At 39.2% G+C, this 24727-nt stretch carries 25 protein-coding genes; 3 read left to right on the forward strand and 22 right to left on the reverse strand.

Annotation, left to right across the window (positions count from 1 at the left end; all coding sequences use genetic code 11):
• Nucleotide 1: 1 nt before the first annotated feature.
• Genes DAHG_RS13080 through DAHG_RS13110 form a run of 7 tightly spaced genes read right to left on the reverse strand, consistent with a single transcriptional unit; the run spans nucleotide 2 to nucleotide 6900 of the window.
• Entirely contained in the window at nucleotides 2–1573 is a 1572-nt protein-coding gene (locus tag DAHG_RS13080) for an ABC transporter substrate-binding protein (RefSeq protein ID WP_022938800.1), read from the reverse strand.
• 11 nt (nucleotides 1574–1584) lie between these two features.
• Entirely contained in the window at nucleotides 1585–2370 is a 786-nt protein-coding gene (locus DAHG_RS13085; RefSeq protein WP_022938801.1) for a tetratricopeptide repeat protein, read from the reverse strand.
• Nucleotides 2363–3358 carry an ABC transporter ATP-binding protein gene (locus tag DAHG_RS13090; RefSeq protein WP_022938802.1) on the reverse strand — a complete coding sequence of 332 codons (996 nt, stop codon included), beginning with the start codon at nucleotides 3356–3358 and terminating at the stop codon, nucleotides 2363–2365. The genes DAHG_RS13085 and DAHG_RS13090 overlap by 8 nt, the downstream gene beginning before the upstream one ends.
• Nucleotides 3351–4346 carry an ABC transporter ATP-binding protein gene (locus DAHG_RS13095; protein WP_022938803.1) on the reverse strand — a complete coding sequence of 332 codons (996 nt, stop codon included), beginning with the start codon at nucleotides 4344–4346 and terminating at the stop codon, nucleotides 3351–3353. The genes DAHG_RS13090 and DAHG_RS13095 overlap by 8 nt, the downstream gene beginning before the upstream one ends.
• A 12-nt stretch (nucleotides 4347–4358) precedes the next feature.
• A complete protein-coding gene (locus DAHG_RS13100; RefSeq protein ID WP_022938804.1) occupies nucleotides 4359–5198 on the reverse strand; it encodes an ABC transporter permease in 840 nt (279 codons plus the stop codon).
• A gap of 11 nt (nucleotides 5199–5209) precedes the next feature.
• Entirely contained in the window at nucleotides 5210–6136 is a 927-nt protein-coding gene (locus tag DAHG_RS13105; RefSeq protein WP_022938805.1) for an ABC transporter permease, read from the reverse strand.
• Between the two features lie 23 nt (nucleotides 6137–6159).
• The gene (locus DAHG_RS13110; protein ID WP_022938806.1) at nucleotides 6160–6900 is read right to left on the reverse strand and encodes a tetratricopeptide repeat protein; all 741 of its coding nucleotides are present in this window, start codon (nucleotides 6898–6900) and stop codon (nucleotides 6160–6162) included.
• A 421-nt stretch (nucleotides 6901–7321) separates the two neighbouring features.
• Here DAHG_RS13110 and DAHG_RS20620 point away from each other — a divergent pair, with 421 nt between their 5' ends.
• Complete coding sequence (locus DAHG_RS20620; protein ID WP_161650539.1) at nucleotides 7322–8158, forward strand: helix-turn-helix transcriptional regulator; 837 nt, start codon at nucleotides 7322–7324, stop codon at nucleotides 8156–8158.
• A gap of 57 nt (nucleotides 8159–8215) precedes the next feature.
• On the opposite strand, the gene DAHG_RS13120 is transcribed toward DAHG_RS20620, so the two are convergent.
• The 15 genes from DAHG_RS13120 to DAHG_RS13190 all read right to left on the reverse strand — a co-directional run bounded on the left by DAHG_RS13120 (nucleotide 8216) and on the right by DAHG_RS13190 (nucleotide 22504).
• Nucleotides 8216–8875, reverse strand: a complete 660-nt coding sequence (locus DAHG_RS13120) for a hypothetical protein (protein ID WP_022938808.1) — start codon at nucleotides 8873–8875, stop codon at nucleotides 8216–8218.
• A 214-nt stretch (nucleotides 8876–9089) separates the two neighbouring features.
• On the reverse strand, nucleotides 9090–9506 hold the full coding sequence (locus DAHG_RS13125) for a DUF1622 domain-containing protein (protein WP_022938809.1): 417 nt from the start codon (nucleotides 9504–9506) through the stop codon (nucleotides 9090–9092).
• A gap of 8 nt (nucleotides 9507–9514) precedes the next feature.
• On the reverse strand, nucleotides 9515–10471 hold the full coding sequence (locus DAHG_RS13130; RefSeq protein ID WP_022938810.1) for a ribose-phosphate diphosphokinase: 957 nt from the start codon (nucleotides 10469–10471) through the stop codon (nucleotides 9515–9517).
• 16 nt (nucleotides 10472–10487) lie between these two features.
• Entirely contained in the window at nucleotides 10488–11594 is a 1107-nt protein-coding gene (glmU, locus tag DAHG_RS13135; RefSeq protein ID WP_022938811.1) for a hypothetical protein, read from the reverse strand.
• A gap of 89 nt (nucleotides 11595–11683) precedes the next feature.
• Entirely contained in the window at nucleotides 11684–12520 is an 837-nt protein-coding gene (ispE, locus tag DAHG_RS19625; protein ID WP_022938812.1) for a 4-(cytidine 5'-diphospho)-2-C-methyl-D-erythritol kinase, read from the reverse strand.
• The gene (rsmA, locus tag DAHG_RS13145) at nucleotides 12492–13364 is read right to left on the reverse strand and encodes a 16S rRNA (adenine(1518)-N(6)/adenine(1519)-N(6))-dimethyltransferase RsmA (RefSeq protein ID WP_022938813.1); all 873 of its coding nucleotides are present in this window, start codon (nucleotides 13362–13364) and stop codon (nucleotides 12492–12494) included. The genes ispE and rsmA overlap by 29 nt, the downstream gene beginning before the upstream one ends.
• The gene (gene rnmV / locus DAHG_RS19630) at nucleotides 13321–13899 is read right to left on the reverse strand and encodes a ribonuclease M5 (protein WP_051151208.1); all 579 of its coding nucleotides are present in this window, start codon (nucleotides 13897–13899) and stop codon (nucleotides 13321–13323) included. Before rnmV ends, rsmA begins: the two co-directional genes overlap by 44 nt.
• Before the next feature lie 187 nt (nucleotides 13900–14086).
• A complete protein-coding gene (locus DAHG_RS19635) occupies nucleotides 14087–14737 on the reverse strand; it encodes a YczE/YyaS/YitT family protein (protein WP_146211888.1) in 651 nt (216 codons plus the stop codon).
• A gap of 2 nt (nucleotides 14738–14739) precedes the next feature.
• Complete coding sequence (locus tag DAHG_RS13160; protein WP_022938816.1) at nucleotides 14740–16158, reverse strand: glycoside hydrolase family 1 protein; 1419 nt, start codon at nucleotides 16156–16158, stop codon at nucleotides 14740–14742.
• Nucleotides 16159–16223: 65 nt separating this feature from the next.
• On the reverse strand, nucleotides 16224–17567 hold the full coding sequence (locus tag DAHG_RS13165) for a PTS transporter subunit EIIC (RefSeq protein ID WP_022938817.1): 1344 nt from the start codon (nucleotides 17565–17567) through the stop codon (nucleotides 16224–16226).
• Between the two features lie 113 nt (nucleotides 17568–17680).
• Nucleotides 17681–19378 carry a BglG family transcription antiterminator gene (locus tag DAHG_RS13170; RefSeq protein ID WP_146211887.1) on the reverse strand — a complete coding sequence of 566 codons (1698 nt, stop codon included), beginning with the start codon at nucleotides 19376–19378 and terminating at the stop codon, nucleotides 17681–17683.
• 135 nt (nucleotides 19379–19513) lie between these two features.
• Complete coding sequence (locus DAHG_RS19640; protein ID WP_022938819.1) at nucleotides 19514–20335, reverse strand: 3D domain-containing protein; 822 nt, start codon at nucleotides 20333–20335, stop codon at nucleotides 19514–19516.
• A gap of 452 nt (nucleotides 20336–20787) precedes the next feature.
• Nucleotides 20788–21189 (reverse strand): 8-oxo-dGTP diphosphatase MutT, encoded by a 402-nt coding sequence (mutT, locus tag DAHG_RS13180; RefSeq protein WP_022938820.1) that lies wholly within the window; start codon nucleotides 21187–21189, stop codon nucleotides 20788–20790.
• Between the two features lie 9 nt (nucleotides 21190–21198).
• Nucleotides 21199–21726: a DUF5662 family protein gene (locus DAHG_RS13185; RefSeq protein ID WP_022938821.1), complete on the reverse strand. Its 528-nt coding sequence runs from the start codon at nucleotides 21724–21726 to the stop codon at nucleotides 21199–21201.
• The gene (locus DAHG_RS13190) at nucleotides 21719–22504 is read right to left on the reverse strand and encodes an inositol monophosphatase family protein (RefSeq protein ID WP_022938822.1); all 786 of its coding nucleotides are present in this window, start codon (nucleotides 22502–22504) and stop codon (nucleotides 21719–21721) included. Before DAHG_RS13190 ends, DAHG_RS13185 begins: the two co-directional genes overlap by 8 nt.
• 109 nt (nucleotides 22505–22613) lie before the next feature.
• Here DAHG_RS13190 and mnmE point away from each other — a divergent pair, with 109 nt between their 5' ends.
• On the forward strand, nucleotides 22614–23945 hold the full coding sequence (mnmE, locus tag DAHG_RS13195) for a tRNA uridine-5-carboxymethylaminomethyl(34) synthesis GTPase MnmE (protein WP_022938823.1): 1332 nt from the start codon (nucleotides 22614–22616) through the stop codon (nucleotides 23943–23945).
• 1 nt (nucleotide 23946) lies between these two features.
• Entirely contained in the window at nucleotides 23947–24714 is a 768-nt protein-coding gene (locus DAHG_RS13200) for a TatD family hydrolase (protein ID WP_022938824.1), read from the forward strand.
• The last annotated feature ends 13 nt before the right edge of the window (nucleotides 24715–24727 follow it).

Below are 24727 nucleotides of genomic sequence, written 5' to 3' on the forward strand. Positions count from 1 at the left end.
CTTATTTCTTACAAGTAAAGTTCATCATGTCTGGTGTATTGCCAGGATTTACATGGAACCCTTCAACCTTTGTTGATAAGCCATAGATATTGTTGCGATAATTCATAAATACACCAACTGGATCATCTTCCCAGATAATCTGCATGGCTTTTTTATATATCTCCTTACGTGCTTCAGAATCGGTTGTTACAGCACCCTCATCAAGCAGCGCATCAACTTCTTTATTTGAATACCAACCATAATTATTTACATTCTTACCGCCTTCTTCAGTATGCCATACACGTGTCAGGGCATTACCAACATCAGATGAACCTCCGGCTCCCATGATAAACATATCCCACTTAAACTGATCGGGTGTTACACCCCATGAAGCAGTAAATACAGCTTTCTCTACTGTTTCAATATTTACGGTAATACCAATCTGTTTCAGCTGTTCAGAAATGATTTCAGCCATTTCGATACCCTTATTATAAACAGCCGTTGTCATTACATTAATTGTTAAACCATCTTCATAACCAGCTTCTTTCAATAATTCTTTCGCTCTTTCTGGATCATATTCAATCATACCAAGTTCTGAATAACCAACGACATTTGGTGTTACAGGCGCCAATGCCGGTGTTTCACCAATAGCAGCATACAACGTATCTACGATAGTCTGGCGATCAATGCCATAACTGATTGCTTGTCTTAACTTAACATCTTGTAATACACCTGCACAATTAAATTGGAATAAATGCATACCATTACTGGCATTCATCGATACTGTAACGCCATCTACTTCACCATTATTAAAACGAACAACATCATCTGGCGCTAAGCCTGATACAATATCCATCTGACCAGTTTCAACGGCAATTGCTCTTGAATTTTGTTCAGGTATTACCTGCATGATGATATTCTTTGTCTTAGGTTTACCTCCGAAATAATCATCAAAAGCTTCAAATACCATTTGCTCACCCATACTCCAATCTGTTACCTTGTAAGGACCTGAGCCATTTACCGATTCCGGTGTTTTACCTAAATCATGACCATATTGTTCAATATAATCACTGTCCAGTATACCGGTAGCTACTGAAGCCATTTTAGCTTCAAATGCACCATATGGAGTCTTTGTTTTAACTACAACGGTATATTCATCAGGTGCAGTGACCGATTCAACAAAGGATGTATATTCGCTTGTATAACGATAAGGATCGTCCTCATTCAGCAGGCGGTCAAAGGTTGCAACGACGTCGGCACTGGTTAACTGTTTGCCGTTTTGAAACTTTACATCCTCCCGAAGATTGAATGTCCATGTTAATCCATCTTCACCAACACTCCATTCAGTTGCCAGATCAGGCGCAATAGCACCATTTTGATCAATTTTAATCAATGTGGAATAAATTTGCGGTAATACAACATTATTAGAAACATTCGTTGCCGGATCAAGACTGTCCTGATCATTTGAAATTCCCCAAAGAATCGTATCCTTGTATTCAGAATCATTATTATCACTTGGTGTGTCATTACCGCCGCAGGCTGTCAGTGAAAGTGCCAGCATTACAGCTCCTAAACTTTTTAATAACTTATTCATAAGTCATCCTCCTATTTGTTATCCCAATGATAAAGCCGTTCATAAGCTGCGTGTTCCGCAAAACCTGCCCATAACTCATCACGCTCTACGATTTTATGATAAATATTCATAGCTTTATCTATTTCATTGTGTGTTTCATAGTAAACAGCAATGCCATAGGCATAGGTTGCAAACATATGGTCATCCTTTGTTGCTGCCACTTCTAAAACATGCTCTGGTGTATCGAGACCTTTATAAACCATAACACGATCTTTATAACCACCACTGTAATCAGTCGTTTCAATTGCCGGATCAACAAGATCAATCATTTTCTGAGCAGCTTCAGGATCGTTCATCCGCATACATGTAATCCAATACCAGTCGGTTACAGCGATAATACTATCCCCGTCATAAGAAACCTTACGACAGCCTTCATATACTTTCTTTGCTCGTTTAAAGTCCTTCATTAAATGATAAGCTAGACCTAAATGATACCAGCAGTCCCAATTTTCCGGATCAATTCTCAAACCCATTTCAAAATCAGCAGCCGCTTCAGCATAACGTGAAATATTCACATAAGCATGACCACGATGACGGTATAGCAGCATATTAAATGGATCATAAGTCAATCCCATTGAATATGCTTCAATTGCTTCCCTAAAACACATTTGTTTCTTATAAGCTAAACCCTTTTTCATCCATAATTCGGGATTATTTGGATCTGCTTCTAATGCCTTAGATAATGTCTTTACTTCATCACTGTAAGCAATAGTATAAGGCAATTGAATTTGATTTTCTTTCTTTGCTAATTCACTCATAGTTCTTTTCACTTTCTTCATCAAAGAGATGACAGGCCACAAAATGCCCAGATTCTTTTTCAAATAGCTTTGGCTTAACCTCGCTGCAGATCTTCATACATCGAGGACAGCGGGTATGGAAACAGCAGCCATTAGGTGGATTCAACGGACTTGGTACATCACCGCTCAGCGCATCTGTAGCTGACTGTATCTGTGGGTCAGGAATTGGTATTGCCTTCATTAAAGCTAAGGTATATGGATGATATGGATGGTCAAATAAACCATTGCGATCAGCAACTTCAACAATATTACCAAGATACATGACGGCAATACGGCTGCATACATGCTTCACAACACTCAAATTGTGCGATATGAAGATATATGTCAGATTATGCTTTTTCTGCAAATCATCCATTAGATTCAGAATCTGTGCCTGTATTGAAACATCCAGCGCTGACACTGGTTCATCACAGACGATTAATTTTGGATTAGAAGCTAAGGCACGGGCAACCCCGATGCGCTGACGCTGACCACCGCTGAATTCATGGGGATATTTGCTGCATTGATCCTCACGCAAACCAACATCCTTCATTAACGCCAATACTCGCTCATGACGTTCCTGCTTATTTCCCATATCATGAACAAGCATGGGTTCTTCAATGATCTGTGTTACAGTAAAACGTGGATCTAATGAGGAATAGGGATCTTGAAAGATAATCTGAATCGCTTTTGAGAATTCTTTTTGCTTCTGCTTATCCTTGGTAAATAAATCTTCACCGTTAAATTCAATCGTACCTTCAGTTGGAGTATTCAACCGTACTATTGTTTTGCCAGTCGTAGATTTACCGCAACCGCTTTCTCCTACAATGCCAAAGGTTTCACCCTCATTAACATCAAAGCTGATGCCATCCACAGCTTTTAAATAAGCTGTCTTATTAAAGAAACCATTTTTAATTTTTACTGGATAATAAACCTTTAAATCACACACACTCAGCAAGGGTTTACTCATGATGATCACCTCCTGCATAAAGCCAGCATCTTACCATATGACCATTTTCTTTAAATATAGGACGCGGTGATTCATTGATACAGCGCTCCATGCATTTTTCACAGCGGGGAGCAAAACGACAACCCTTAGCATATTCCATTGGATTTGGTACAGTACCTGGAATATTATATAGGCTCTCCTTATCCTCTTTCAGATTAGGTATCGATTTCAGCAAGCCTAATGTATATGGATGCAGCGGCTCACCATACAATGATTTAACATCTGCCTTTTCAACTGCTTCACCAGCATACATTACCATCACATTTTCCGCAATTTGCGCAACAACGCCAAGGTCATGCGTAATCAGAATGATGGCTGTATCCATTTCCTTCTTTAAATCCTTTAATAGATTTAAAATCTGTGCCTGTATCGTTACATCAAGCGCCGTTGTCGGTTCATCGGCAATCAGAATTTTAGGGTTGCAGGCCAATGCCATCGCAATCATGACACGCTGACGCATACCACCTGACAGCTGATGCGGATATTCATTTACCACTTCTTCCGCATCAGGGATGCCAACCTTTCTTAATAGTTCAACAGCCTTTTTTAAACCAGTTTTTTTATCAGCATTTTCATGATATTTTAATGATTCATAAATCTGATGTCCAATCGTAAATACAGGGTTCAATGAAGTCATTGGTTCCTGAAATATCATTGAAATATCCTTACCTCGAATCTTCATCATTTCTCTCTCTGATTTTTTTACCAGATCTTCGCCATTATATTTAATAGACCCTGTCACAATTTTCCCTGGGTTAGCAATCAGACGCAAAATTGAAAGTGAAGTGACACTCTTGCCGCAGCCTGATTCACCTACAATTGCTAAAGTTTCATTTTTATGCAAATCAAAACTTAAACCATCAACAGAAGGTACCACACCTTCTTCTGTATAAAAATAAGTCTTCAAATCCTTCACTTCGAGGAGTTTGTCATTGCTTTTCTCTGTCATGTGACTATCCTCCTAACTGTTCTTCAGCTTTGGATCGAGTGCATCCCTCAGACCATCGCCTACCAGACTGAAGCTCAATACAACAAAGGTAATCGCCAAACCAGGTACAAAGACGCCGATTGGATAAGATCGAATCACCTCACGCATTTGTGATAACATTGCTCCCCATTCTGGATTCGGTGCCTGTACACCCAATCCTAAAAAAGAGAGGGAGGAAGCGGTCAGAATCGATGTTCCTAAATCTAAGGTTATATTTACAATAATCAATGAGATTGAATTAGGTAAAACGTGACGAATGATGATTTTAAAATCAGACTCACCCATTACTCTGGCCGCCTGTACATATTCAGAGCCTTTAAGTGAAATAACAGTACCCCTGACGATACGGGCAATACCTGGAATGCAGAAGATGCCGATTGCCATGATTGTATTGATTGTGCCATTGCCGAGGATTGCAACAATGGTAATTGCCAGCAGCAAGCCAGGGAAAGCAAGCATAACATCGAGGACTCTGGAAATAATTGAATCAATCTTACCACCGAAATAACCAGCGCAGACACCCAGCATAATGCCGATTGCACTGCCTGATAAAACGCCACAAAAGGCTATGGTCAATGATATGCGTGCTCCATATACCATACGGGTAAAAGTATCACGGCCTAAATTATCTGTGCCAAGCCAATGCTCTGCTGAAATACCTGAATATTTATTTGCCAGATCCTGCGCTAATGGATCATGGGAGCACAAGAATGGTCCTATTAAAGCAATACCAAGAAAAATCAGCAGGACGATCAATGCGACAACCGAAACCTTGCGTCTCATAAAACGTTTAACTTTAGGATTTTTAAACATATCATCGCCTCCTAATCGTACTTGATCCGCGGATCAACAAATGCATAAATCAAATCAACCGCAGTATTTACGACCACAAAGGTTACAGCCAGAACGAGTACTGTACCTTGTATGACGGGATAATCACGGTTGCCGACCCCATCAACTAAATAACGGCCGATACCAGGGATAGAGAATACTGTTTCAACTAATGTAGCGCCTGCCAGCAAGCCGCCAAAGCGAAGACCTATTGCTGTAATAATTGGAATAAGGGCATTCTTCAATGCATGGGAATAGACAACAATCTTATTAGGAATTCCTCTTGATTTAGAAGTCCGGATATAATCCTGATTAATGACATCAAGCATTGCGGATCGCGTCGTTCTAGTCATAAAGCCTATGGCTTGTGTTCCCAATGTCATAATAGGCAGCACCATACTTTTCCAACTGAAGGTACCCATCCATACACTAGGAAACCAGCCAAGCCAAACCGTAAAAATAAGCATTAATATTAAAGCTAGGAAGAATGATGGGGTGGATACTGAGGTCAGCGAAATAACCATAATAAAATTATCAAGGAATTTATTATGATGTGTTGCAGCAATAATACCAAATATAACACCAATAACAGCAGCTACCAAAGTACCGCCAAGCGCCAAGATAAAGGTAGGCACAAAGCGTTTCTTGATTTCTGCCCCGACATCTTTGCCGGATACGATGGACGTGCCAAGATCCCCATGCAACGCATCAACGACAAAATTGACATACTGTTCAGGCAGCGGGTCATTCAAACCAAGACGCTCACGTTCAACCTCTATATGTGATCGGTCAACGGATGTACCTAGCATAATTTCTACTGGATCACCTGGGATCAGCCGTACCATAAAGAAAATAATGAACGTCAATACGAACAATGTTGGTATCAGCTGCAGTAATCGTTTTATCGTATATTTAATCATCTCTTACACCCCTTTTAGCGGCGTTATTCAGCGCCCCATTCTTTCAGATTCTGTTTTGCCTGCGCATAAGCAAATAAATTATGATGATCAGGAATTGCAGCTATCATCTGACAGATTTTCACTGCCTCCTCCTGATTTCCCAGATAATGATGATAATTGGCAAGTCCGTAACTCAGCATCAGATAATAAATACGGGTACGCTCTTCACTCAAACCCGTACACATATGCTCCTCAACAAAATTTTCAGGCTTATAGATACCTTTATACAATAAAGTGCGGGCTAAATAATCGCCGTCTTCAGAGGGCATACCCTCATAAACATTATCCAATACCTTTTCAGCTTCCTCTTTCTGTCCCAGCTTCATGCAGGCCATCCAATACCAATCAACAGTTGCCGGTATTGCTTCTATATTGTATTTGATCATCAGCTCACGGCTGTTTTTATGGCAATCCTTTGCCAGCTCATACTTACCACCGAGATAGGCAGCTACTCCCATGTAATACCAATGCTCCCAATCATTTGGATTCAGCCGAGTTGCCAAAGAAAGATCGGCAATCGATGCCATATAATTAAAAGCCCCAATATATTTACGGCCGCGTGAACCTCTTAATTTCTCATCGAAGGGAAACATACACAGCCCTTCACCTAATAAATCAATCGCATCCTCATAAAATCCTTCTGCCGCTAATTCAATGCCAGTTTGATTAATGACAGCAGCATCCTTTGTATCCATTGCTTTCTGCATTCTTAATTGATTACTCATACCCTGTCTCCTTTTCATTATTAATTGTCTTTACTATATTAAAAAAAACCGATGCCTGTCAAAAAAAGATGGACAAAACAACAGTTAAAAGTTTTAAAATCAGGCTTTTTTCACACTTTCAAGACTGAAACGCATCGTTTTTCAAGACAAATTTTGTGCGTTTCAAATACTTTTTTTCGATAAAAACGCAAATAAAAAGAAGATTGCTAGTTATAAAAATGAAAGATTTAGCCGATATTCATTGATTTTTCACATATTTTTCATTACTGAAAATTATTTCATAAAATTATGATAACAAATGGACAAAAATTGCGAATTTTTGAAAAACAAGTGTCTTTTATATTCGGACACCTGTTATAATATTATTATAATTAAGGAGGGATGTCTTATTAAAGACTATATACCTTTGCAGGTTCGAAATGTGAACCCCTTCTTTCTGAATGTCTTTGATGATCTTAAATACATACCGAACGCCCATCGGCAAGTTGAAGTGATTGTAATACTTGAAGGCTCACTTGTTATATCACTTCATAATGATATTCAGGTACTTGAGACTGGTGATATGTGTCTGATTTTAGATTATGTAACTCACAGCTACTATACAAAAGTACATTCTAAAGTGCTGGTAATCACTTTTACGAAAGAGGAATTTCATCGTTTCAAAATTATGGCTGCCAAGGAGCAGCTGACTTCGTCATGCCTGAAAGCAGCTAATGATGAACAGCGTAAACAAATTTTAAATATTGCCAATGAGTTAATTCATCTGCCTAAAGGCAGGGGATTAGAATTTCAGCAATTTGGTTATCTTGCCGTGCTTATTGGTTATTTCTTAAATGAATGTGAAATGAAAAAAGATGATAATGCTTCTATGATACTTGCCGACAGAATCATGGCTTATCTATCTGAGAATTGTCATCAGCCAATCACCTTAGAAAAGGCTAGTCACGATATTGGTATATCTAAATATCATCTTTCGCATATTTGTTCTGAACAAATTGGCATTAATTTTAAAACTTATGTTAATTCACTTAGGTTAAGTGGTGCTAAACGCTTGTTGGTTCAATCTGATCTTTCCATTAGTGAAATATCAAAGCAATGTGGTTTTGAAAGTATACGTACCTTTAATCGTTTGTTTGCTGAAAATTTCAATATTACACCGGCTGAATTCAGAGAACAAAATAGACGTAATAATTACATTGATGTAAACAGTCCGCATGTAAAAGAGTTGCAGCCTAAGAAACAGAACCATGATGTATAACACTAAAAACAAAAAAGTCATGCTTTAAAGCATAACACTATCTTCAACATAAATTTATTAATCCCCTTTAATTTCCCCAATATCAACCATCAATATGTCATACTCGACATGTTTTTCTACGAATATGATTGTACTTTGATCATTAATCACAATATCATACGTATCAGCATACTTGCCCAAAGGTTTATAATAATCCACATAAGTATAGGATTCAACTTCACCGAGGGCACTGCCTATAACCTCCATCATTTTCTTAACAGTAGGCTGTTTCTTCAACATATAAATATCGTAATACACAGCTCTATGTCCAGTTGGCTTCCATTCAAGTAGTTTGGGGCTGATAAATACTATATCTTCCTGTTTTAAGACAACGCATTGAGTGAAGGCATAGGCTACTCTTAAATAATCTTCACTGCCAGCCCAGAAATAGGTACATGTTGGGATTACTATATTGAATGCCATAACAATTATAAACAATGTTTTTTTTAATTTAACGACATAGTAATATTCGAAAATATATAATGTAACAAAATATGCAGTTAATATAGAAATTGAAATGAAAAATGATAACGTAAAAGACATAACACCGCTGATAATACAAACAAAATATACTACATAAATAGCAATGAAAACGTAGGCCCACATGCGATTATAAACTTTTTCACCAAACTTCTCTTTCAGATATTTGTCAACATTATGCCAGAAAAAGTAATCCATAAGTGTCCCACCACCTTCGTTCATAGTTTCCTATACTTACAATGTATATGCCATATACAGACTTGTCAAGCAATTCACATAAATGGAACTTAGAATTATATATTCCCACAACAAAAGCAGGCATTTACCATGCATTGATGGAACCGCCTGCTCTTTGAAGATTTACTTTCATGAGATAGTGGATTTAACCCTAACTCCTTTTTAACGTCTGTTTTTAATAATCCGATGCCGTTACTTCCTCAGAACCGCCGTGTTCTTTTTCTGATTTTACCTCAAAGTGAATCAGAACAGATAACAGTGCTCGCAGGACAATGATACAGCCAAGCATATAAATTTCATCTGTACTTCTGATGATAACTGTTTTCAGGATCTCTGCACCCATCTTAAATTCAAGACCTAATGCCAATGAGTTACCTAAAGCCAGCTTCACTGGGAAATGATTCTTATAAAGCAATGAGCGAACATAGAGAACAAAAGCTCTTAATGAACCCACCGTAATTACAAAGATACCAATCAATTCGATTAAACCGATGATTTCAGGTACGATATCATTAACAATGCCTTCAATATATGAAGTATGTTCAACAACTTCGCCTGCCATCATGGTAATAGTTAATAATAAATGATTCATAAGCCAGCCTATTGTGCTTCAAGCTGAGTAAGAATCTCACTTACTGACTTGTTTTCTTCCATTTGTTTAATCGTTTGACCAAGAATCAATCCTACTGACAATACCTTCATCTTAGGCAGCAATGCCTGTTTAGATTTTTGAGGGATTGTATTTGTACAAATAAATTCTACAATTCTTGAATTGTCCAGACGTTCAATCGCTGGGCCGGATAATACACCGTGAACACAGCTTGCATATACTTCTTTTGCACCCATACGATACAGCATATCGACACCAGAAATTAAAGTACCGGCTGTATCAACAATATCATCAACGATGATTGCTGTCTTTCCGTCAACCTCACCAATTAAATTCATTGCTTCCGCAACATTTGGTTTAGGACGGCGCTTATCAATAATAGCGATTGGCGCATGCAGCATTTCAGCTAATTTACGCGCGCGAGTCGTACCGCCGTGATCCGGTGATACAACGACAATATCATCGAGGTTCTTTTCTTTAAAATATTTGCCGATAATTGACAACGCTGAAATATCATCAGCCGGGATATTGAAGAATCCCTGAATCTGCGTAGCATGCAGCTCCATTGTAATTACGCGGCTGGCTCCTGCTTTTTCCAGCAAGTCAGCAACCAGTTTAGATGTAATTGGCTGTCTTGGACGAGCCTTGCGGTCTTGACGCGCATAACCAAAGTACGGCATTACGCAGTTGATCGTAGCGGCTGACGCACGTTTGCAAGCATCAATAGCAATTAAAAGCTCCATCAAATTGCTTGATACTGGCGCACAAGTGGATTGTACGATATAAACATGCTTACCACGGACAGATTCGCCTAGTTCAACAATAATTTCACCATCAGCAAAATGCTTTACATCGCAATTTCCAAGCGGCAGACCAATCTGCTCAGCAATTTCATTAGCCAATTCAACACTTGATGTTAAGGCGAAAATGACTGTATCTTTTACCATTTTTGTTTTACCCCTTTTACTTTCCTTTGTTTAAATAATCATATCCAAACGCTTCTTTGTTGCTTTGGCGGGTTCTGGCAATACCCATAGCACCGTCGGCAACATCTTCAGTAATCGTACTTCCTGCTGCCAGCAATGCCTTTTCGCCAACAGTTACCGGCGCAATGATATTTACATTGCTGCCTACGAAAGCACCATCCTTAATCGTTGTTCTGAATTTATGCTTACCATCATAATTCACCGTAACTACACCGCAGCCAATATTAACCTTACGGCCAACATCGCTGTCACCGATATAAGTCAGATGCGCGCATTTGCTTCCTTCACCAAAATTTGAATTTTTGAATTCCACAAAATTTCCAATACGCACATTTTCACCGATGCTTGTATGATTGCGCAGATGTGAATACGGGCCTACCGTTGTGCCGCGGCCAACCTCACTATCCACAATTTTAGAAGCATCAATCAGAACATCATCATGGAGAATCGCATGATCCAGCCATGACCCAGGGAGTATTTTAACATTTTTACCAATCTTTGACGACCCGTAAATCACTACATTGCCATAAATAACAGAGCCTTCACCAATAACGGTATCTTCACTGATACAGGCTGTATTCATATCAAGGAACTGTACGCCTTGATTCAGCCATGATCGATTAATCCGCATTCTTAGTGTCTGCTCTGCCTCATAAAGCGATGCACAATCATTCACTTCACACCATTCACATGGTTCAGCACTCACGCTTGCCGCTTTTGACAAGTCAGGCTGTAATCCGTTCTTGAAACAAAAAATACCAACATTCTCATCATTCAAAACACATGAACCTTGTTCATCCGCCAGCCGATATAACTCAGCCATCGTCTGACTTTTTAATAATGGCATATTTCCTTTCAAGACAAGTGTGGTTCCAACAGCTTGACTGCTGAAATCAACCGTCGGGCTCACTTCAAATCCCGCCGCTTTAACTGCTTCTGATTCACTGACAACAACAATACTTTCTGCACCTGCCTGAATTGCATGATCCACTGTTGTTTTCAGCATTGATTTGCCGCAGATTTCACGCAGACAGAAGTCTTGTTCCTGTAAACTGGTTCCGGTCAAAATGATTGCAGTTTTCATTAAAAAACCCTCCCTCACTATTTTACCAAATTTTCAATTTAAAAAAAGGTGTTTTTATAACAATTCCATACTTTTTCACAAATTTATACTTATTTTAAAAGATTTGTATGATAACAGACACAATCTGCATAAGGATTTGATGCGATTATCTCCTCAATCAGCTGATGATTTCTAGTTAAGCCAAATAATGCAGAGCCGCTGCCGGACATTAAAACCGCATCGAAACCATCTTCCATCATTTGCTGTTTAAGCTCACCGATCCGCGGTACCAGTTTGAATGCCGGCTGTTCTAATGTATTACCGATGAGCGGCAGCCATTCCTCATCGTGCCCCTCTTTTAACGCTGATACAATCTTGGCGATATCAGGATGCTTGGCGCTCTTAAAGTCAAGCAAATTAAACGCGCTGGCGGTTGAAACACCCATCGCTGGTTTCACCAATATGATTTCATAATCAAAGACAGGTTTAAAGGGCTCAATCTTCTCTCCGATGCCGCTGACATAAGCCGGTTTATTGATGACACAAAATGGAACATCGGCGCCAATTTGTTTACCAAGCGCGGCTAAATCTTTGTCAGGTATATTCAAATTACAGAGCTGATTGATTCCTCTCATTACCGCTGCCGCATCCGCACTGCCGCCAGCCAAACCAGCCTGCATCGGTATTACCTTATGACAGTCTATCTTAAAATGCTGTTTCAATTGGTAAGTATCACGCATGAGCTTTACAGCTCTGACAATCGTATTCGTATCATCAAAGGGCATGGCTTTATCACTTGTCCAGCAATCCTCATCACTGAATTCAATACTCAGTGTATCATGAAAGGTCAGAGGCAGCATAATCATTGACAATTCATGATATCCATCTGTTCGGCGGCATACGACATCCAGGCTTAAATTAATCTTCGCATAAGCTGATTCCTGCATTTTCCACACTCCTATATAGACCGATAAATTCTTCCAACCCGCAGCTTTCTGCCCTTCTGGCAGGATCAATACCGCTGTCCGTCAGCACCTTGCGCGCTAATTCCTTATCACCAATTGTTTCAAAGAGATTATTCAGCAAGGTTTTACGTCGCTGAGTAAAGCAGCCTTTCACTAATTTATAAAACATTGGTTCATTGATTGTCGGATCATTTTCTTTAAACCGAAACTGCAGCACCGCTGAATCTACATTCGGTTTGGGATTAAATACATTTTTGGGAACCTTCAGCACGTTTTTAACAGTACAGCGATATTGCGTGATGACACTGAGCGCATTATAGTCCTTCGTATTGCATTTTGCCGCGAAACGATCCGCCACTTCCTTTTGCATCATGACCGTTATTTGTGAAATACCCGCGTCTGCCTCAAAGATTTTAAATAGAATCGGCGTAGTAATATAATAGGGCAGATTGGCCGCCACTACCACCTCATATCCCTCATCCAAATAGGGTTTAGTCACTTCTTTTAAATCAATATTTAAAAAATCCTGGAGAACAACCTCAACATTATCGCAATCCGCGAGCGTATCAGCAAGCACTTCCGGCAGCCGCTCATCAATCTCAAAAGCTACAACCTTATCCGCTTCCTTGCTCAGCATCTGTGTCAGCGCGCCGATACCCGGGCCAATCTCAAAGACTACGCACTTGCCTGCTGTCACTGCCGCTGCCGCTATTTTACTGACGATGCCCGGTTCAATCAGAAAATTCTGACCGTAATTTTTCTTCGCATATAAATTATGTTTTTCAAGAATTTCCTTGGTTCTTGACGGTGTCGCTATTACTTTCATCCTTTTCCTCCTCAATCATATCTCTTAATTCATCTTCTGTGACCTGAACCATATTCAGCCGCTTAAACAGCGTCTTGGCATTTGCCTTGCCGATAAACAGCCGCTCACCGATCCGCTCACGCAGCCAAGCCGAATTTTCTCTGCCATTTAAACCAAGGGCATTAAATACATCCCAACTGATTGTTTCCTCAATCTTATCTGTATAAGTCATACAATTTTTTAACGATTCTTCAAGATCCTCACGCTTCGCATGTTCTACACCAACCTTTTTTGTCGTATGCGCCTTGCCTTTCGCAATGAATGCATTCTTGCAGTTAGGTACTGCCTTGTTGATGGCATCTCTGATCTTATTCCCAGGCGCGTCAGGATCGGTAAATATAATGACTCCCCGCTTTTCATTTGCCAAACGAATCGCCGCCAGCGTCTTCTTACCCAGATGCGTACCCTGTGTCTCAATCGTATCACAATCAAAATGACTTTTAAGTACATTACTGTCGTTTTTTCCTTCAACTACAATGATTTCTTTTATTTTCATGCTGATCATCCTTACCGCCCTATTTTACCACGAATCCTCTATTTAGAATAGTTTCTCAAAGGGTAATTGCATCAGAAAGCTTTTATTCAAATAGAAATTAAAATGCTCGTATACGCTGTATATAATGAATTTACAGCTAATTACGAGCAAGTTTATTTATTCAGTAAGCATGAACCAATAATTCTTATTATACAGCATTTTCTGAGTATGACAGCACCTTCCATTGAGAAAACCTTGTCTTAAGCCAAGAACACAGAGGGCCGGTCAATGCCATTGAGCAAACAGTGCCAAATCCCAAACCGATAATATTGCCAAGCATCAACCATGAAATGATCGCCGCAATACATAAACAACAGCCATCAAAAATCAGCTTCACTTTGCCAAAGGATTGATTCCAACGTCCGGCAATCGTCTGTACAAGCCCATCAGGAGCATTGGGCACTAAATTCATCGATACAACTAAGGTAGTTCCTAATGCCACTAAAATAATGGCTGCCGCTAACATAACTATTCCTTCAATAAAAGAACCGGCTTCAAATTGCAGAACATATAGGTTAATGACATCAACCATTCTGCCAAACAAGTAGGAAATCGGCAGCTGCAGCAGCGTCAGCAGATCAATTCGTTTTTTCACTAACCATTGGACAGCAATGAATAAACAATACATCATTAAGACAGCTGTTCCCAGAGATATTGATGTTGTATTAGCCAGTACATATGGAATGCCATTGATTGCGGCAACCCCCAGATTCGTTTTTGTATTTAAAACAACACCAAGACAAAGTATCACAAGTCCCAAGAAATAAATACCAATCCTTTTTAAACTTATAGTATTCATTCTCATTTAATATTTTCACCATTACAGGCAATTGTTTCTTGATACCAATAAAATGATTTCTTCTTTGAGCGTGATAAATCTTTCAAATCAAATTCATCACGATTCACATAAACCAGCCCATATCGTTTAGAGAAACCAGAATGACCGGAAACAATATCCATAAACGACCAGTTACAATAGCCGATAAATTCTACCCCAACATTCATGGCCCGCTTCACCGCAAGTAAATGACGGTGCAGATAATCGATACGGTCATCATCCTGAATCATCCCCTCCTCAGGCATTACTTCCTTATTACCAAATCCATTTTCGGTAATCATCAGCGGCAGACGATAACGTTCCCATAAAAGGCGGCACACACCCTCAAGACCTATATCATCAATTTCCCAGCCCCAAAGAGTGGCATTTAAATTTTCATTCTTGACTACCTTATAGATACCCGCTTCCTCTGCAGGCAGTAATTTTATAACCATATCACCGATTTTGTTTTTATCACTCAGCGGATATGCTGAAATACTTTTTGAGGCATAATAATTAAAGCCGATAAAATCCGGTTTATTTTCTTTCAGGCAGGCTAAATCCCCCTCTTGAAGCTTTGGCATCCAGCCGCGGTCCTCTAAATAGCGCTTAAAGACACCGCCATATTCACCCTTAACATTTAAATCAAGAACATAATAATTACGAATTTCCATAGCATCCAGCCATGCCATCATATCCGCCGGCCGATTTGATGTTGGGTACATCATATCAAAACAAACGGCAGGACCAATCTTACCGCCCTCCACAAGTTCATGACATGCTTTAAATGTTTTAGCCGCTGCTATACACATGTGATGATTGGCAAGAAATCCAGCTTTTTCATTCTCATATAAATCATCGCCCTTTAACCCTAATCTAAAAGGCATATGTACAACATGATCTTGTTCATTAATGGTAATCCAATATTTCACCCGATCACCATAGGTTTTAAACAGAAAAGATGCATAATTAACATAATCATCAATACTTTTACGGCTTAACCAGCCGCCGTATTGTTCAATCAATCCCTGCGGATATTCAAAGTGATAAATTGTAACGATCGGGGTAATATTGGCTGCTACAAGCTCATCAATTAAACGATTATAGAAATCAACGCCAAGCTGATTTACATTGCCGTTACCCTGAGGAAAAATCCGTGTCCAAGCAATTGAAAAGCGATAAGCTTTTAAACCGCATTCTTTCATTAATGCCACATCTTCCTTAAAGTGATGATAATGGTCACTGGCTACTTCATAATTACAGATCTTTGGATTCTGTTCCCTCACATCCATAACTGATAATCCTTTGCCATCTTCATAAGCTGCACCTTCACATTGAAAAGCCGCGGTTGCACTTCCCCATAAGAAATTCTTAGGGAATGAATTTATCGTTTTAGTCTCCATTTATTTGTTCTCCTTTAAAGAAGTGGGAAGAGTTTCTTCCCACCTGATTCTATAGTTCTATGTTACTAATCCTCATCAAAACCGATGATCCACGTAATAACAAAGCCTAAAACGGTTGCCATTACCGCTGCTGCACAGGCAAGATAGAAATTGCTCATTGAACCACCCATGAAAATCGGCAATGTCAGGAATGAACAGGAAGCTGTCGCATAGGCACGGATATCAAAGATACCAATAAAGACACCTGTAATTGCGGAAGCGATGATTGCTGAAATGAGCGGTTTTTTCATACGGATCAAAACACCATATAGTGCTGGCTCTGTAACAGAAAGCAATGCGGTAATTCCTGTAGAAATACCTACTTCCTTATTTTCAGCCTTCTTCGCCTTAATGCCAACAGCCAAAGCAGCTCCAGCTATTGCCAGATTGGCAGCTAATGCCTTTGAGAAAAGTAATGAAGAACCAACAGCAGTGATTTCATTTACAATAAGTGGAGTAATAATTGTATGCATACCAACCATAACCAGCAATGGGTGTAAAGCTGATAAAATTGCCATTGAAAGACCGCCGAAGCTTGTTACCCAAATACAGAATTGAGCAAGAGCAGAACCGACAATCGTACCAATCGGTCCTAAAACCAACAATGTGATTGGGAACATGATCATAGCTAATGCAAACGGACGAATAATCGATTTGATCGCATTGGGTGTAACTTTAAGAATTGCTTTATCTAACACTGACATTACTGGTACCATTAATAGTGCCGGAACAATATTAGACGTATACTTTACACTCATTAATGGGATGCCAAAAATTGACAGACCCTCAACGCCGGTCACAGCCGCTGAACAAAGTGCCAGCATGATGAAAGCAGCCACATATTCATTGGTTTTTAATCTTCTGGCGCCTGCAAAAGCAACCATTACCGGCAGATATGAATAAGCTGCATTAGCCAGCGCATTCAGCAGTATATAAGTAGAAGATTCATTTGTTAATACATTGAAATTCAACAATAATGCCAAAATGGCACTGATGAGTCCTGAACCTATTAATACAGGCAGTGTTGGTGTAATACAGCCGCTGATAAACGCAAAGATCTGATTCATTTTACTTTCTTTTTTATCATCAGCGTTTAAATCCTCTACCACAGGCGCAGCCTCAGCATCAGGCAGCAATGGAAGTATTTCATTATATAATTGTTCCACTTCTACACCAATAATTACTTGAAACATACCGCCTTGCTTAACAATCCCCTTAACACCTTTTAAAGCTTTTAATGCTTCCTCATCAGCTTTCGCATCATCATTTAATACAAAACGCAGACGAGTCATACAATGCGTATGTGTTTTGATGTTTTCTTTACCACCTAAATACTCAATAATTTTAGGTGCTGTTTCTTTAAAATTCATTTTTAATCCTCCTTATATTTAGTCAAGAATTTACCTTGCAGCTATATAATAAAAGGATTCATTAAATCGAACAAGAACATGAATTTCTTCAAATCTGGAAATTTAGTGAACAATTAAATTTTCTGTTCCTTCATCATCTGCCCAAACCCATTAATCATACGATGATAATACAGAAAACTGTCTTTTGAATTATAATTAAATAAGAAAAAACGATGGCCATGCCAGTTTGTTTCCACAACCATAGTTTCTATCTCATCATTGAGTGAGGTCATTAAGTAACAATCATTGATACAAATGATTTCCCGATTCATCGCAATTTTTACACCATGAATTTGAATCATCTCTTCAGCTTCTAAATAGTCACCGCAAAAGATTTTCACAGGACGGTTTTTATATACAATGCGGTTAATTGCTTCATAGTCTTGATTATTGATAAATGGATGTATCTTTAAAAAAGGTACATTACCAAAAGAGCCAAGAATACTTTTAGTGCCTAAAATCAAAGCATAATTCTTTTCTGTCAAGCGTTTTTCTATATCCCATCGAACATGAATAGGTGTAATGGTTGCTTTTGAACCAAAATGTTTTTCTAAATCAGTTTTAATCATGTTGCATTGCGATATATTACTTTCATATAGAAGCATATCTTCACGGATTACAACATGTTTGCGGTACAACCCTTGTACGTGCATTGCCATATAAACACGATTTTCATTATCAGGTTTTATTTGAGTATAAGCAGTAATTAATTCACACAGCTTGCCGCAAAGCATGTATGCACTAAGTAAACGCTGCAGCATCTGATCAAATGTGAAATCGTTTAAATGGGTTCCGCGGAAGCCTTTTTTTAATAATTCATCTAAATGAGCAATTAAAGAATCTGCTTCATCAAGACGCAGAAGCTCTTCATGGTATTCATTATTGGCCCATTCAATGAATTGACTGACAATCGTATATGCCAATGGGTTTTCAATTACCGCTCGATTCAATGAGGTAAGCGGCAATGATGACAATTCCTTATAAGATATGTTGATATCGACTTTCTTTAGTGCATCGGCAACATCTTTAAAAATAGCGTCGTCTTTGATATGCGTTGGTTCTAAGTAACAGCCATGGTTTGTTCTTTGTATTATGATCATAATATGAACAATTAATTTTGTGATATTCTCATTGGATAACACAAAATGATGTTCATACAAAAAAGCATTTATTATTTCCTGTACGTCATATAATTTTTGCTGATACTCCTTTTCGAGATAATTCAAAAGATGGCGGTTCTCCGTTGCTTGTCCCTCACCTTTCACAAAAGTCCTTACAAGCAGTTCTCTGATTGCTTTTTCATCAGCATTAAGCCGCATTCCCTTACGTGAAGAAATGGAAATGGAAGCCATGGGTACTATGAGTGGAATTTCTTTCTCTAATTCATGGACAATACCAGAAATGCTTGACTTGGATACATACATTTTATCGGCCAGCATATTCATTGAAATATAGCCGCTTGTACGGCATAGATAAGAAAGAATAAATATTTTACGTTCCTCTGCTTCACTGCCTAATGTTTGTCCTTCATCTTCACGAATAATTTCTTCATACGCATTTAAAAAATCCTCTTTTTTCTCAAAAGGAATACTAATTCTGCCATCCTTTTCGCAAAGTGATAATTGATATTTTTTGAGTGCATTTTGAATCATTTGTAAATCACTTTTCAGTGTTTTCTCACTTATACCTCCCTGAGAACACAGCTCTTTATCACTAGCGCCAAAATAACTTGCGATAATTTCTCTTAAGAATTTCTTCTGCCTGTTTATCATATAAAAATTATGACACATTCCTTTTATTCACGCAAGGATATGCTATTTTGAACTGCATGAGCATTAACTGTAAAGAAGATGGCAATTCATTAAAAATATCTATAAAAGAAAAAAACGAAGTCATTAAGACTTCGTCTATACCGCGCAGGATCTTGGACCTGACCGGCCGCCTACGCGTTCAATAATCACTTTAGGATTGTTCAAAGCATAATTAATTGACATATTGTGTTCAGATTCGCTGCCGATAAATAAATCAAGCTTAGCACCGCGGATAGCGCCGCCGCGATCCATGACAATTGCCTGAAAAGGTACGCCCGGGGTTAATCCCTCACCGCTGTATCCATGATCATAAATCGTCAGAATTGAACAGAATGGAATACTTGGATCAGCCGCTACAATATAGTAACCGCCGTAAGTAATGCCTTCGCTCCATTCACCATTAGGCTGCAATACACTGTGCTTCCCTACTGAAGCACCGCCAGCTGTTCCAGAATAACCGCTTTCTGCACCGCCGCAGCCTACGCAGTCAACACCATAGCTAGTCATTCTTGGATAAAATTCAGAGCCAACAGTCACGCTGCCGCCAAACTTCATCATCGGCGCCACCGCATCTTCTACTCGCTTAGAGCCAAGTACCGGTGTCTTGGAGATAATTTCTCCTTCTTCATTGCGGGTTACAAAAAAGTCTTCATAAGTTGTCTCTGGAATTCCCTCTACATAAGAGGCAATCCAGTCGATTCCTTCACCGCCGTCATAATCAGCATAGACCATTGCCGGCAATGAATCTGAAGTTGTAACCACTGTTTCCACTTCGACCTGAAATTCATCAGGTGCATCTATTTCAGTCTTTGTTCTTAATACCAACTGATTGCCGGCATCAAGCTTGACCGTACTTACACAACCACATAATGTGAAAACCGTCATGAACAATCCGAAAAAAATTCGTTTTAAATTCATAATTTCCTCCTTTTTCACGAAAGCTTGAAAAGTATAACACAGATTATTTATCTTGTCCAATTTTTATGCTTTTTCACTTGCCTTTTTTAGCTTTATTCCCACTTTTTATGAGAAAATTGCCATCTCATTTTTCACAAGCATTTCACAAAGTTCCTAATTAAAGCGGTTTACTAACATTGATTTTGTCATAAAACCCCACTTTTTGTAATTTATCTTGTGAAATTTACAGTTTTATTGTCAATTGAATAATTTTTGTTATTTTTTTTGCTTTTTTTCGCTTTCAACCTCTATTCTATGCATGTATTCTGCCTGTTATGACGAATTTTATACCTTTCATGTCGAACTTTTATTAGAACAATAAGAAAGAAATCAGAAGGGTTCCTTTACTTTTCAGCATCTTCTCCAACCATATAAATTAAAAAGTCCACCTTCATTAGATTGTGGACTTTATACTATTTAATAAATTGCTCAGCTTCTTTTTTTATACGCTGTATCATTTCAATATCCGCGGGGCAGAACGGATATTCATCAATCTGACTCGGTGATACCCATGCTATACGCTGATGAACATTCATATGCAGCTCATCATTCATCAGCATTGCCTTATAGAAAGCGAAGTGAATCTCATTTTCCGGATAGACATAAGTGCTTTCTTCATACAGCTCAAGGATTTTAATATCAGCATTTAATTCCTCTTTGCATTCTCTGACTGCACAAGCTTCTAATGATTCACCGGCTTCTAGCTTACCGCCGGGAAATTCCCACAGCTCTGAGCAGCTGCCGCCCGCTTGACGCTGACAGATTAAAATTTCATTTTTATTATTATAAATGATAGCCGCGGCTACCTGCTTCATGTTGTCACCTCATTGATTTTTTAAGATTTCTTTCCTTATATATTGTATTGTCGTATCAAGATCTGTATCAGCCAGCATTTTAAGCATTGTTTCAAGCAGCTGATGAGTATCGGGATGCATCATATAACGATGCCGTCCGCGCAGATAATACTCATAAGGAGCTTGATCTGTATATTTATCTTTTTGATAAATCTTAGTTGCTGTTACCCGATCACAGAACATTTCCACAACATAGTTAACCGGCATCGCGGTTCCCTGCATGCCGTCTTTGCCCATATCAACCCAGTATTCCCAATGATGCTTGTTGCGTCCTTTGTGATGCAGCCAGCCTAATGAATAACCAATTGTTTCTTTCTCCTTTTCAATCGGTGAACGATTGCCTTGAAAATACTTCACACCTGCTGAAATTTCTACCCATGAATACTTTGATAAGTCATGAAGCAAGCCCTGTTTATACAAACCGCAGCGAAAGCATAGCTGACCCACCTTTATTTTATGTGCTGTGATAGTGGAGAAATGACCCCAAAGCTTATTCATGTCGTCCTTCCTCAATAAGCTTTACCATATCCTCAAAGCATTCCTGATTAGCGGCCACTAATCCGATTGGATGATCATAATTAAAGGTTTCCGGTTCAAGAACATGAAGCTTGCCGCCGGCATTGCGCAGAATGACTTCACCAGCCGCAAAATCCCACGGTGACAGGCTTTCCTCATAATAAGCATCAACACGGCCGGAAGCCACATAGCACAGATCCATAGCTGCTGAACCAGAACGGCGGATATCCCGGCAATTCAGAAAGATTCGTTTAGCCAGATCAAATGTCATATCAGCCTTTTCTTTATGATAAGGCGATGTACCAATCAGCACTAATGCATCTCTTAATTTATTCTGACTCAAATGAATAGGCTGTTCATTCAATCGGCTGCCTTCACCATTAACACCGACAAAGGCCTCATTCAGATAGGGATTATAAACAACTCCGATTACCCCACGTTTTTGATGCAGCAAGGCAATTGAAATACAGGAATGCTTATATTCATAAGCATAATTGGTTGTCCCATCAATTGGATCAATCACCCATGTATAACCGTCACTGATATTTCTGACATTATCCTCCTCCGCAATAAAAGTTGATTCTGGAATTAATTTCGCGCACTCACTCATAATATAACGCTGTGATGCCAGATCCATATTGGTAACAATATCCGCTGAGCCGCCTTTTTCCATAATTTCCTTGCTGACAGCACTGGTAATCTTTAATCCGGCATTGCGGGCAATAGTTTCTATTTTCTTTGCTAATTGTACATAATCCATATTCATGACCTCTCTTTTTTCCACTTCATCATTATAGCACAAATTTCTTCAGTGTTTTCTTATGATGTTTTAAGGGAAACATGGTAAAATAGATGAACGAGGTGATTCTATGTTGAAAGATACGATTGCGGCAATCTCAACCGCCAATCAGGACGGAGCGATTTCAATCGTGCGTTTAAGCGGTGACGATGCCATTGATATAGCTAATCAGTTATTTTCAGCTGATTTAACGCAAAAGGAAAGTCATACTATAACCTATGGTACAATCTATGATCCAAATACTCATGAGGCTGTGGATGAGGTTTTAGTCAGTGTATTTAAAGCACCGAAAACCTTTACCCGTGAGGATGTAGTAGAGATCAACTGCCATGGCGGGCGTTTTGTGACCCGCAAGGTGTTGTCATTGCTGCTTAGTTCTGGTGCCAGACTTGCTCAGCCGGGAGAGTTTACTCAACGTGCCTTTTTAAACGGACGGATTGATTTAACCCAAGCTGAAGCAATCAATGATTTAATCAATGCGAAAAACAATACGAATCTGAAAACCGCAATCAAGGGTGTAAAGGGAAGTATCCGCAAACTGCTTGACCCGCTAATCAGTGATCTTCTTGACATAATCGCCAATATTGAAGTAAATATTGATTATCCTGAATATGATGATGTAGAACAGCTTACCGATGAGAAAATATTGCCGATGGCAAAAGCATGGTCAGCAAAAATTAAAGCGATTCTTGTGAAAAGTGAAAGCAGTCAGATGCTTAAAGAAGGCATTAAAACCGCGATCATCGGCAAACCGAATGTCGGTAAATCAAGCCTGCTCAACGCCTTGCTTGAGGAAGAGAAAGCGATTGTCACCGATATTGCCGGTACGACACGGGACTTAGTGGAAGGAACGATTCAGCTGGGTCATGTTGCTTTAAACCTGATTGATACTGCCGGCATCCGTGAAACTGAAGATGTCGTTGAGAAAATTGGTATTGACCGCTCACTGCAGGCTATTGAGAATGCTCAGCTTGTATTGATGGTGCTTGACGCGTCAAGGCCGCTGGATGAACAAGATGAGGAATTACTAAAGCTGACAGAAAATAAAACCCGGATTCTCGTCTATAATAAAACCGATATCGCACCTGTAAGTGAAGGCGTCGCTATCAGTGCTAAAACTAATGAGTTAAAACCGCTGATTCAAGAAATTGAACGGCTCTTTGAGAAGCATCTGATTGCTGTTGAGGAACCTGCCTTAAATAATGAACGGCAGATTGCTTTAATGAACCGTGCCCTGCAGTCAATGAATCAGGCAATCACGGCGATGAATTGCGGCATGGAGCTTGATTTAGTAACGATTGATCTTCAAGATGCATATACAAGCTTAAAAGAAATATTAGGAGAAGTATCCAGAGATGATTTGCTAGACACTCTGTTTTCAAACTTCTGTTTGGGGAAATAACATGAAAATTATCGATACACACGCACATGTCACATGTGATGAATTATTTAATCAAATAGATACTATTACTCAGCGGGCAAAAGAAGCTGGGTTGATTAAAATACTAGTAGTTTGTACCAGCTTTGAAGAGGCCAAACGCGCCATTGAGCTGGCAGAAAAAGAGGATCTGTATGATTGTGCTTTTGGCTTTCATCCTGAGAATGCGGATGATATCAGTGATCAGGATATTGCACAATTAAAACAGATATTGGCACATCCAAAAATGGTAGCCTTAGGTGAAATCGGTTTGGATTATCATTGGCGGCAGGATAATAAGGATCAGCAGAAGCAGCTGTTTATTAAACAAATTGAATTAGCGAATGAACTGGATCTGCCAATTCTCGTACATATGCGCGACGCAACCGCTGATACGCTTGAAATCTTCAAACAGCATCCAGTAAAGGGTGTGATGCATTGCTATTCCGGCAGTCTTGAAACCACGAAGATACTTTTAAAAATGGGTTTCTATATCTCATTTGCCGGCCCTTTAACCTTTAAAAATGCCAATGAAGCCTTAACGGTCTGTGATTATGTGCCGCTTGAACGCATCTTTGTGGAAACTGACTGTCCCTACATGACACCGCATCCCCACCGCGGCAAGCAGAATGAACCCTACTATGTTCAATTTACCTTCGCAAAAGCTTGTGAAGTAAAGGGGCTTGATGCCGATGTGCTGAGTGAGGCGATGCTTGCGAATTACCGACGTTTATTTACTAAGAGCAAAGCTTAGGCGATGCTCTTTT

The organism is Dielma fastidiosa, assembly GCF_000313565.1.
Lineage (GTDB): Bacteria > Bacillota_I > Bacilli_A > Erysipelotrichales > Erysipelotrichaceae > Dielma > Dielma fastidiosa.

What these genes read in the sequence shown, in the direction of transcription:
- DAHG_RS13080 (WP_022938800.1), bottom strand. Translation starts at nt 1,573, where the DNA reads ATGAATAAGTTATTAAAAAGTTTAGGAGCTGTAATGCTGGCACTTTCA.
- DAHG_RS13085 (WP_022938801.1), bottom strand. Translation starts at nt 2,370, where the DNA reads ATGAGTGAATTAGCAAAGAAAGAAAATCAAATTCAATTGCCTTATACT.
- DAHG_RS13090 (WP_022938802.1), bottom strand. Translation starts at nt 3,358, where the DNA reads ATGAGTAAACCCTTGCTGAGTGTGTGTGATTTAAAGGTTTATTATCCA.
- DAHG_RS13095 (WP_022938803.1), bottom strand. Translation starts at nt 4,346, where the DNA reads ATGACAGAGAAAAGCAATGACAAACTCCTCGAAGTGAAGGATTTGAAG.
- DAHG_RS13100 (WP_022938804.1), bottom strand. Translation starts at nt 5,198, where the DNA reads ATGTTTAAAAATCCTAAAGTTAAACGTTTTATGAGACGCAAGGTTTCG.
- DAHG_RS13105 (WP_022938805.1), bottom strand. Translation starts at nt 6,136, where the DNA reads ATGATTAAATATACGATAAAACGATTACTGCAGCTGATACCAACATTG.
- DAHG_RS13110 (WP_022938806.1), bottom strand. Translation starts at nt 6,900, where the DNA reads ATGAGTAATCAATTAAGAATGCAGAAAGCAATGGATACAAAGGATGCT.
- DAHG_RS13120 (WP_022938808.1), bottom strand. Translation starts at nt 8,875, where the DNA reads ATGGATTACTTTTTCTGGCATAATGTTGACAAATATCTGAAAGAGAAG.
- DAHG_RS13125 (WP_022938809.1), bottom strand. Translation starts at nt 9,506, where the DNA reads ATGAATCATTTATTATTAACTATTACCATGATGGCAGGCGAAGTTGTT.
- DAHG_RS13130 (WP_022938810.1), bottom strand. Translation starts at nt 10,471, where the DNA reads ATGGTAAAAGATACAGTCATTTTCGCCTTAACATCAAGTGTTGAATTG.
- glmU (WP_022938811.1), bottom strand. Translation starts at nt 11,594, where the DNA reads ATGAAAACTGCAATCATTTTGACCGGAACCAGTTTACAGGAACAAGAC.
- ispE (WP_022938812.1), bottom strand. Translation starts at nt 12,520, where the DNA reads ATGCAGGAATCAGCTTATGCGAAGATTAATTTAAGCCTGGATGTCGTA.
- rsmA (WP_022938813.1), bottom strand. Translation starts at nt 13,364, where the DNA reads ATGAAAGTAATAGCGACACCGTCAAGAACCAAGGAAATTCTTGAAAAA.
- rnmV (WP_051151208.1), bottom strand. Translation starts at nt 13,899, where the DNA reads ATGAAAATAAAAGAAATCATTGTAGTTGAAGGAAAAAACGACAGTAAT.
- DAHG_RS19635 (WP_146211888.1), bottom strand. Translation starts at nt 14,737, where the DNA reads ATGAATACTATAAGTTTAAAAAGGATTGGTATTTATTTCTTGGGACTT.
- DAHG_RS13160 (WP_022938816.1), bottom strand. Translation starts at nt 16,158, where the DNA reads ATGGAGACTAAAACGATAAATTCATTCCCTAAGAATTTCTTATGGGGA.
- DAHG_RS13165 (WP_022938817.1), bottom strand. Translation starts at nt 17,567, where the DNA reads ATGAATTTTAAAGAAACAGCACCTAAAATTATTGAGTATTTAGGTGGT.
- DAHG_RS13170 (WP_146211887.1), bottom strand. Translation starts at nt 19,378, where the DNA reads ATGATAAACAGGCAGAAGAAATTCTTAAGAGAAATTATCGCAAGTTAT.
- DAHG_RS19640 (WP_022938819.1), bottom strand. Translation starts at nt 20,335, where the DNA reads ATGAATTTAAAACGAATTTTTTTCGGATTGTTCATGACGGTTTTCACA.
- mutT (WP_022938820.1), bottom strand. Translation starts at nt 21,189, where the DNA reads ATGAAGCAGGTAGCCGCGGCTATCATTTATAATAATAAAAATGAAATT.
- DAHG_RS13185 (WP_022938821.1), bottom strand. Translation starts at nt 21,726, where the DNA reads ATGAATAAGCTTTGGGGTCATTTCTCCACTATCACAGCACATAAAATA.
- DAHG_RS13190 (WP_022938822.1), bottom strand. Translation starts at nt 22,504, where the DNA reads ATGGATTATGTACAATTAGCAAAGAAAATAGAAACTATTGCCCGCAAT.
- mnmE (WP_022938823.1), top strand. Translation starts at nt 22,614, where the DNA reads ATGTTGAAAGATACGATTGCGGCAATCTCAACCGCCAATCAGGACGGA.
- DAHG_RS13200 (WP_022938824.1), top strand. Translation starts at nt 23,947, where the DNA reads ATGAAAATTATCGATACACACGCACATGTCACATGTGATGAATTATTT.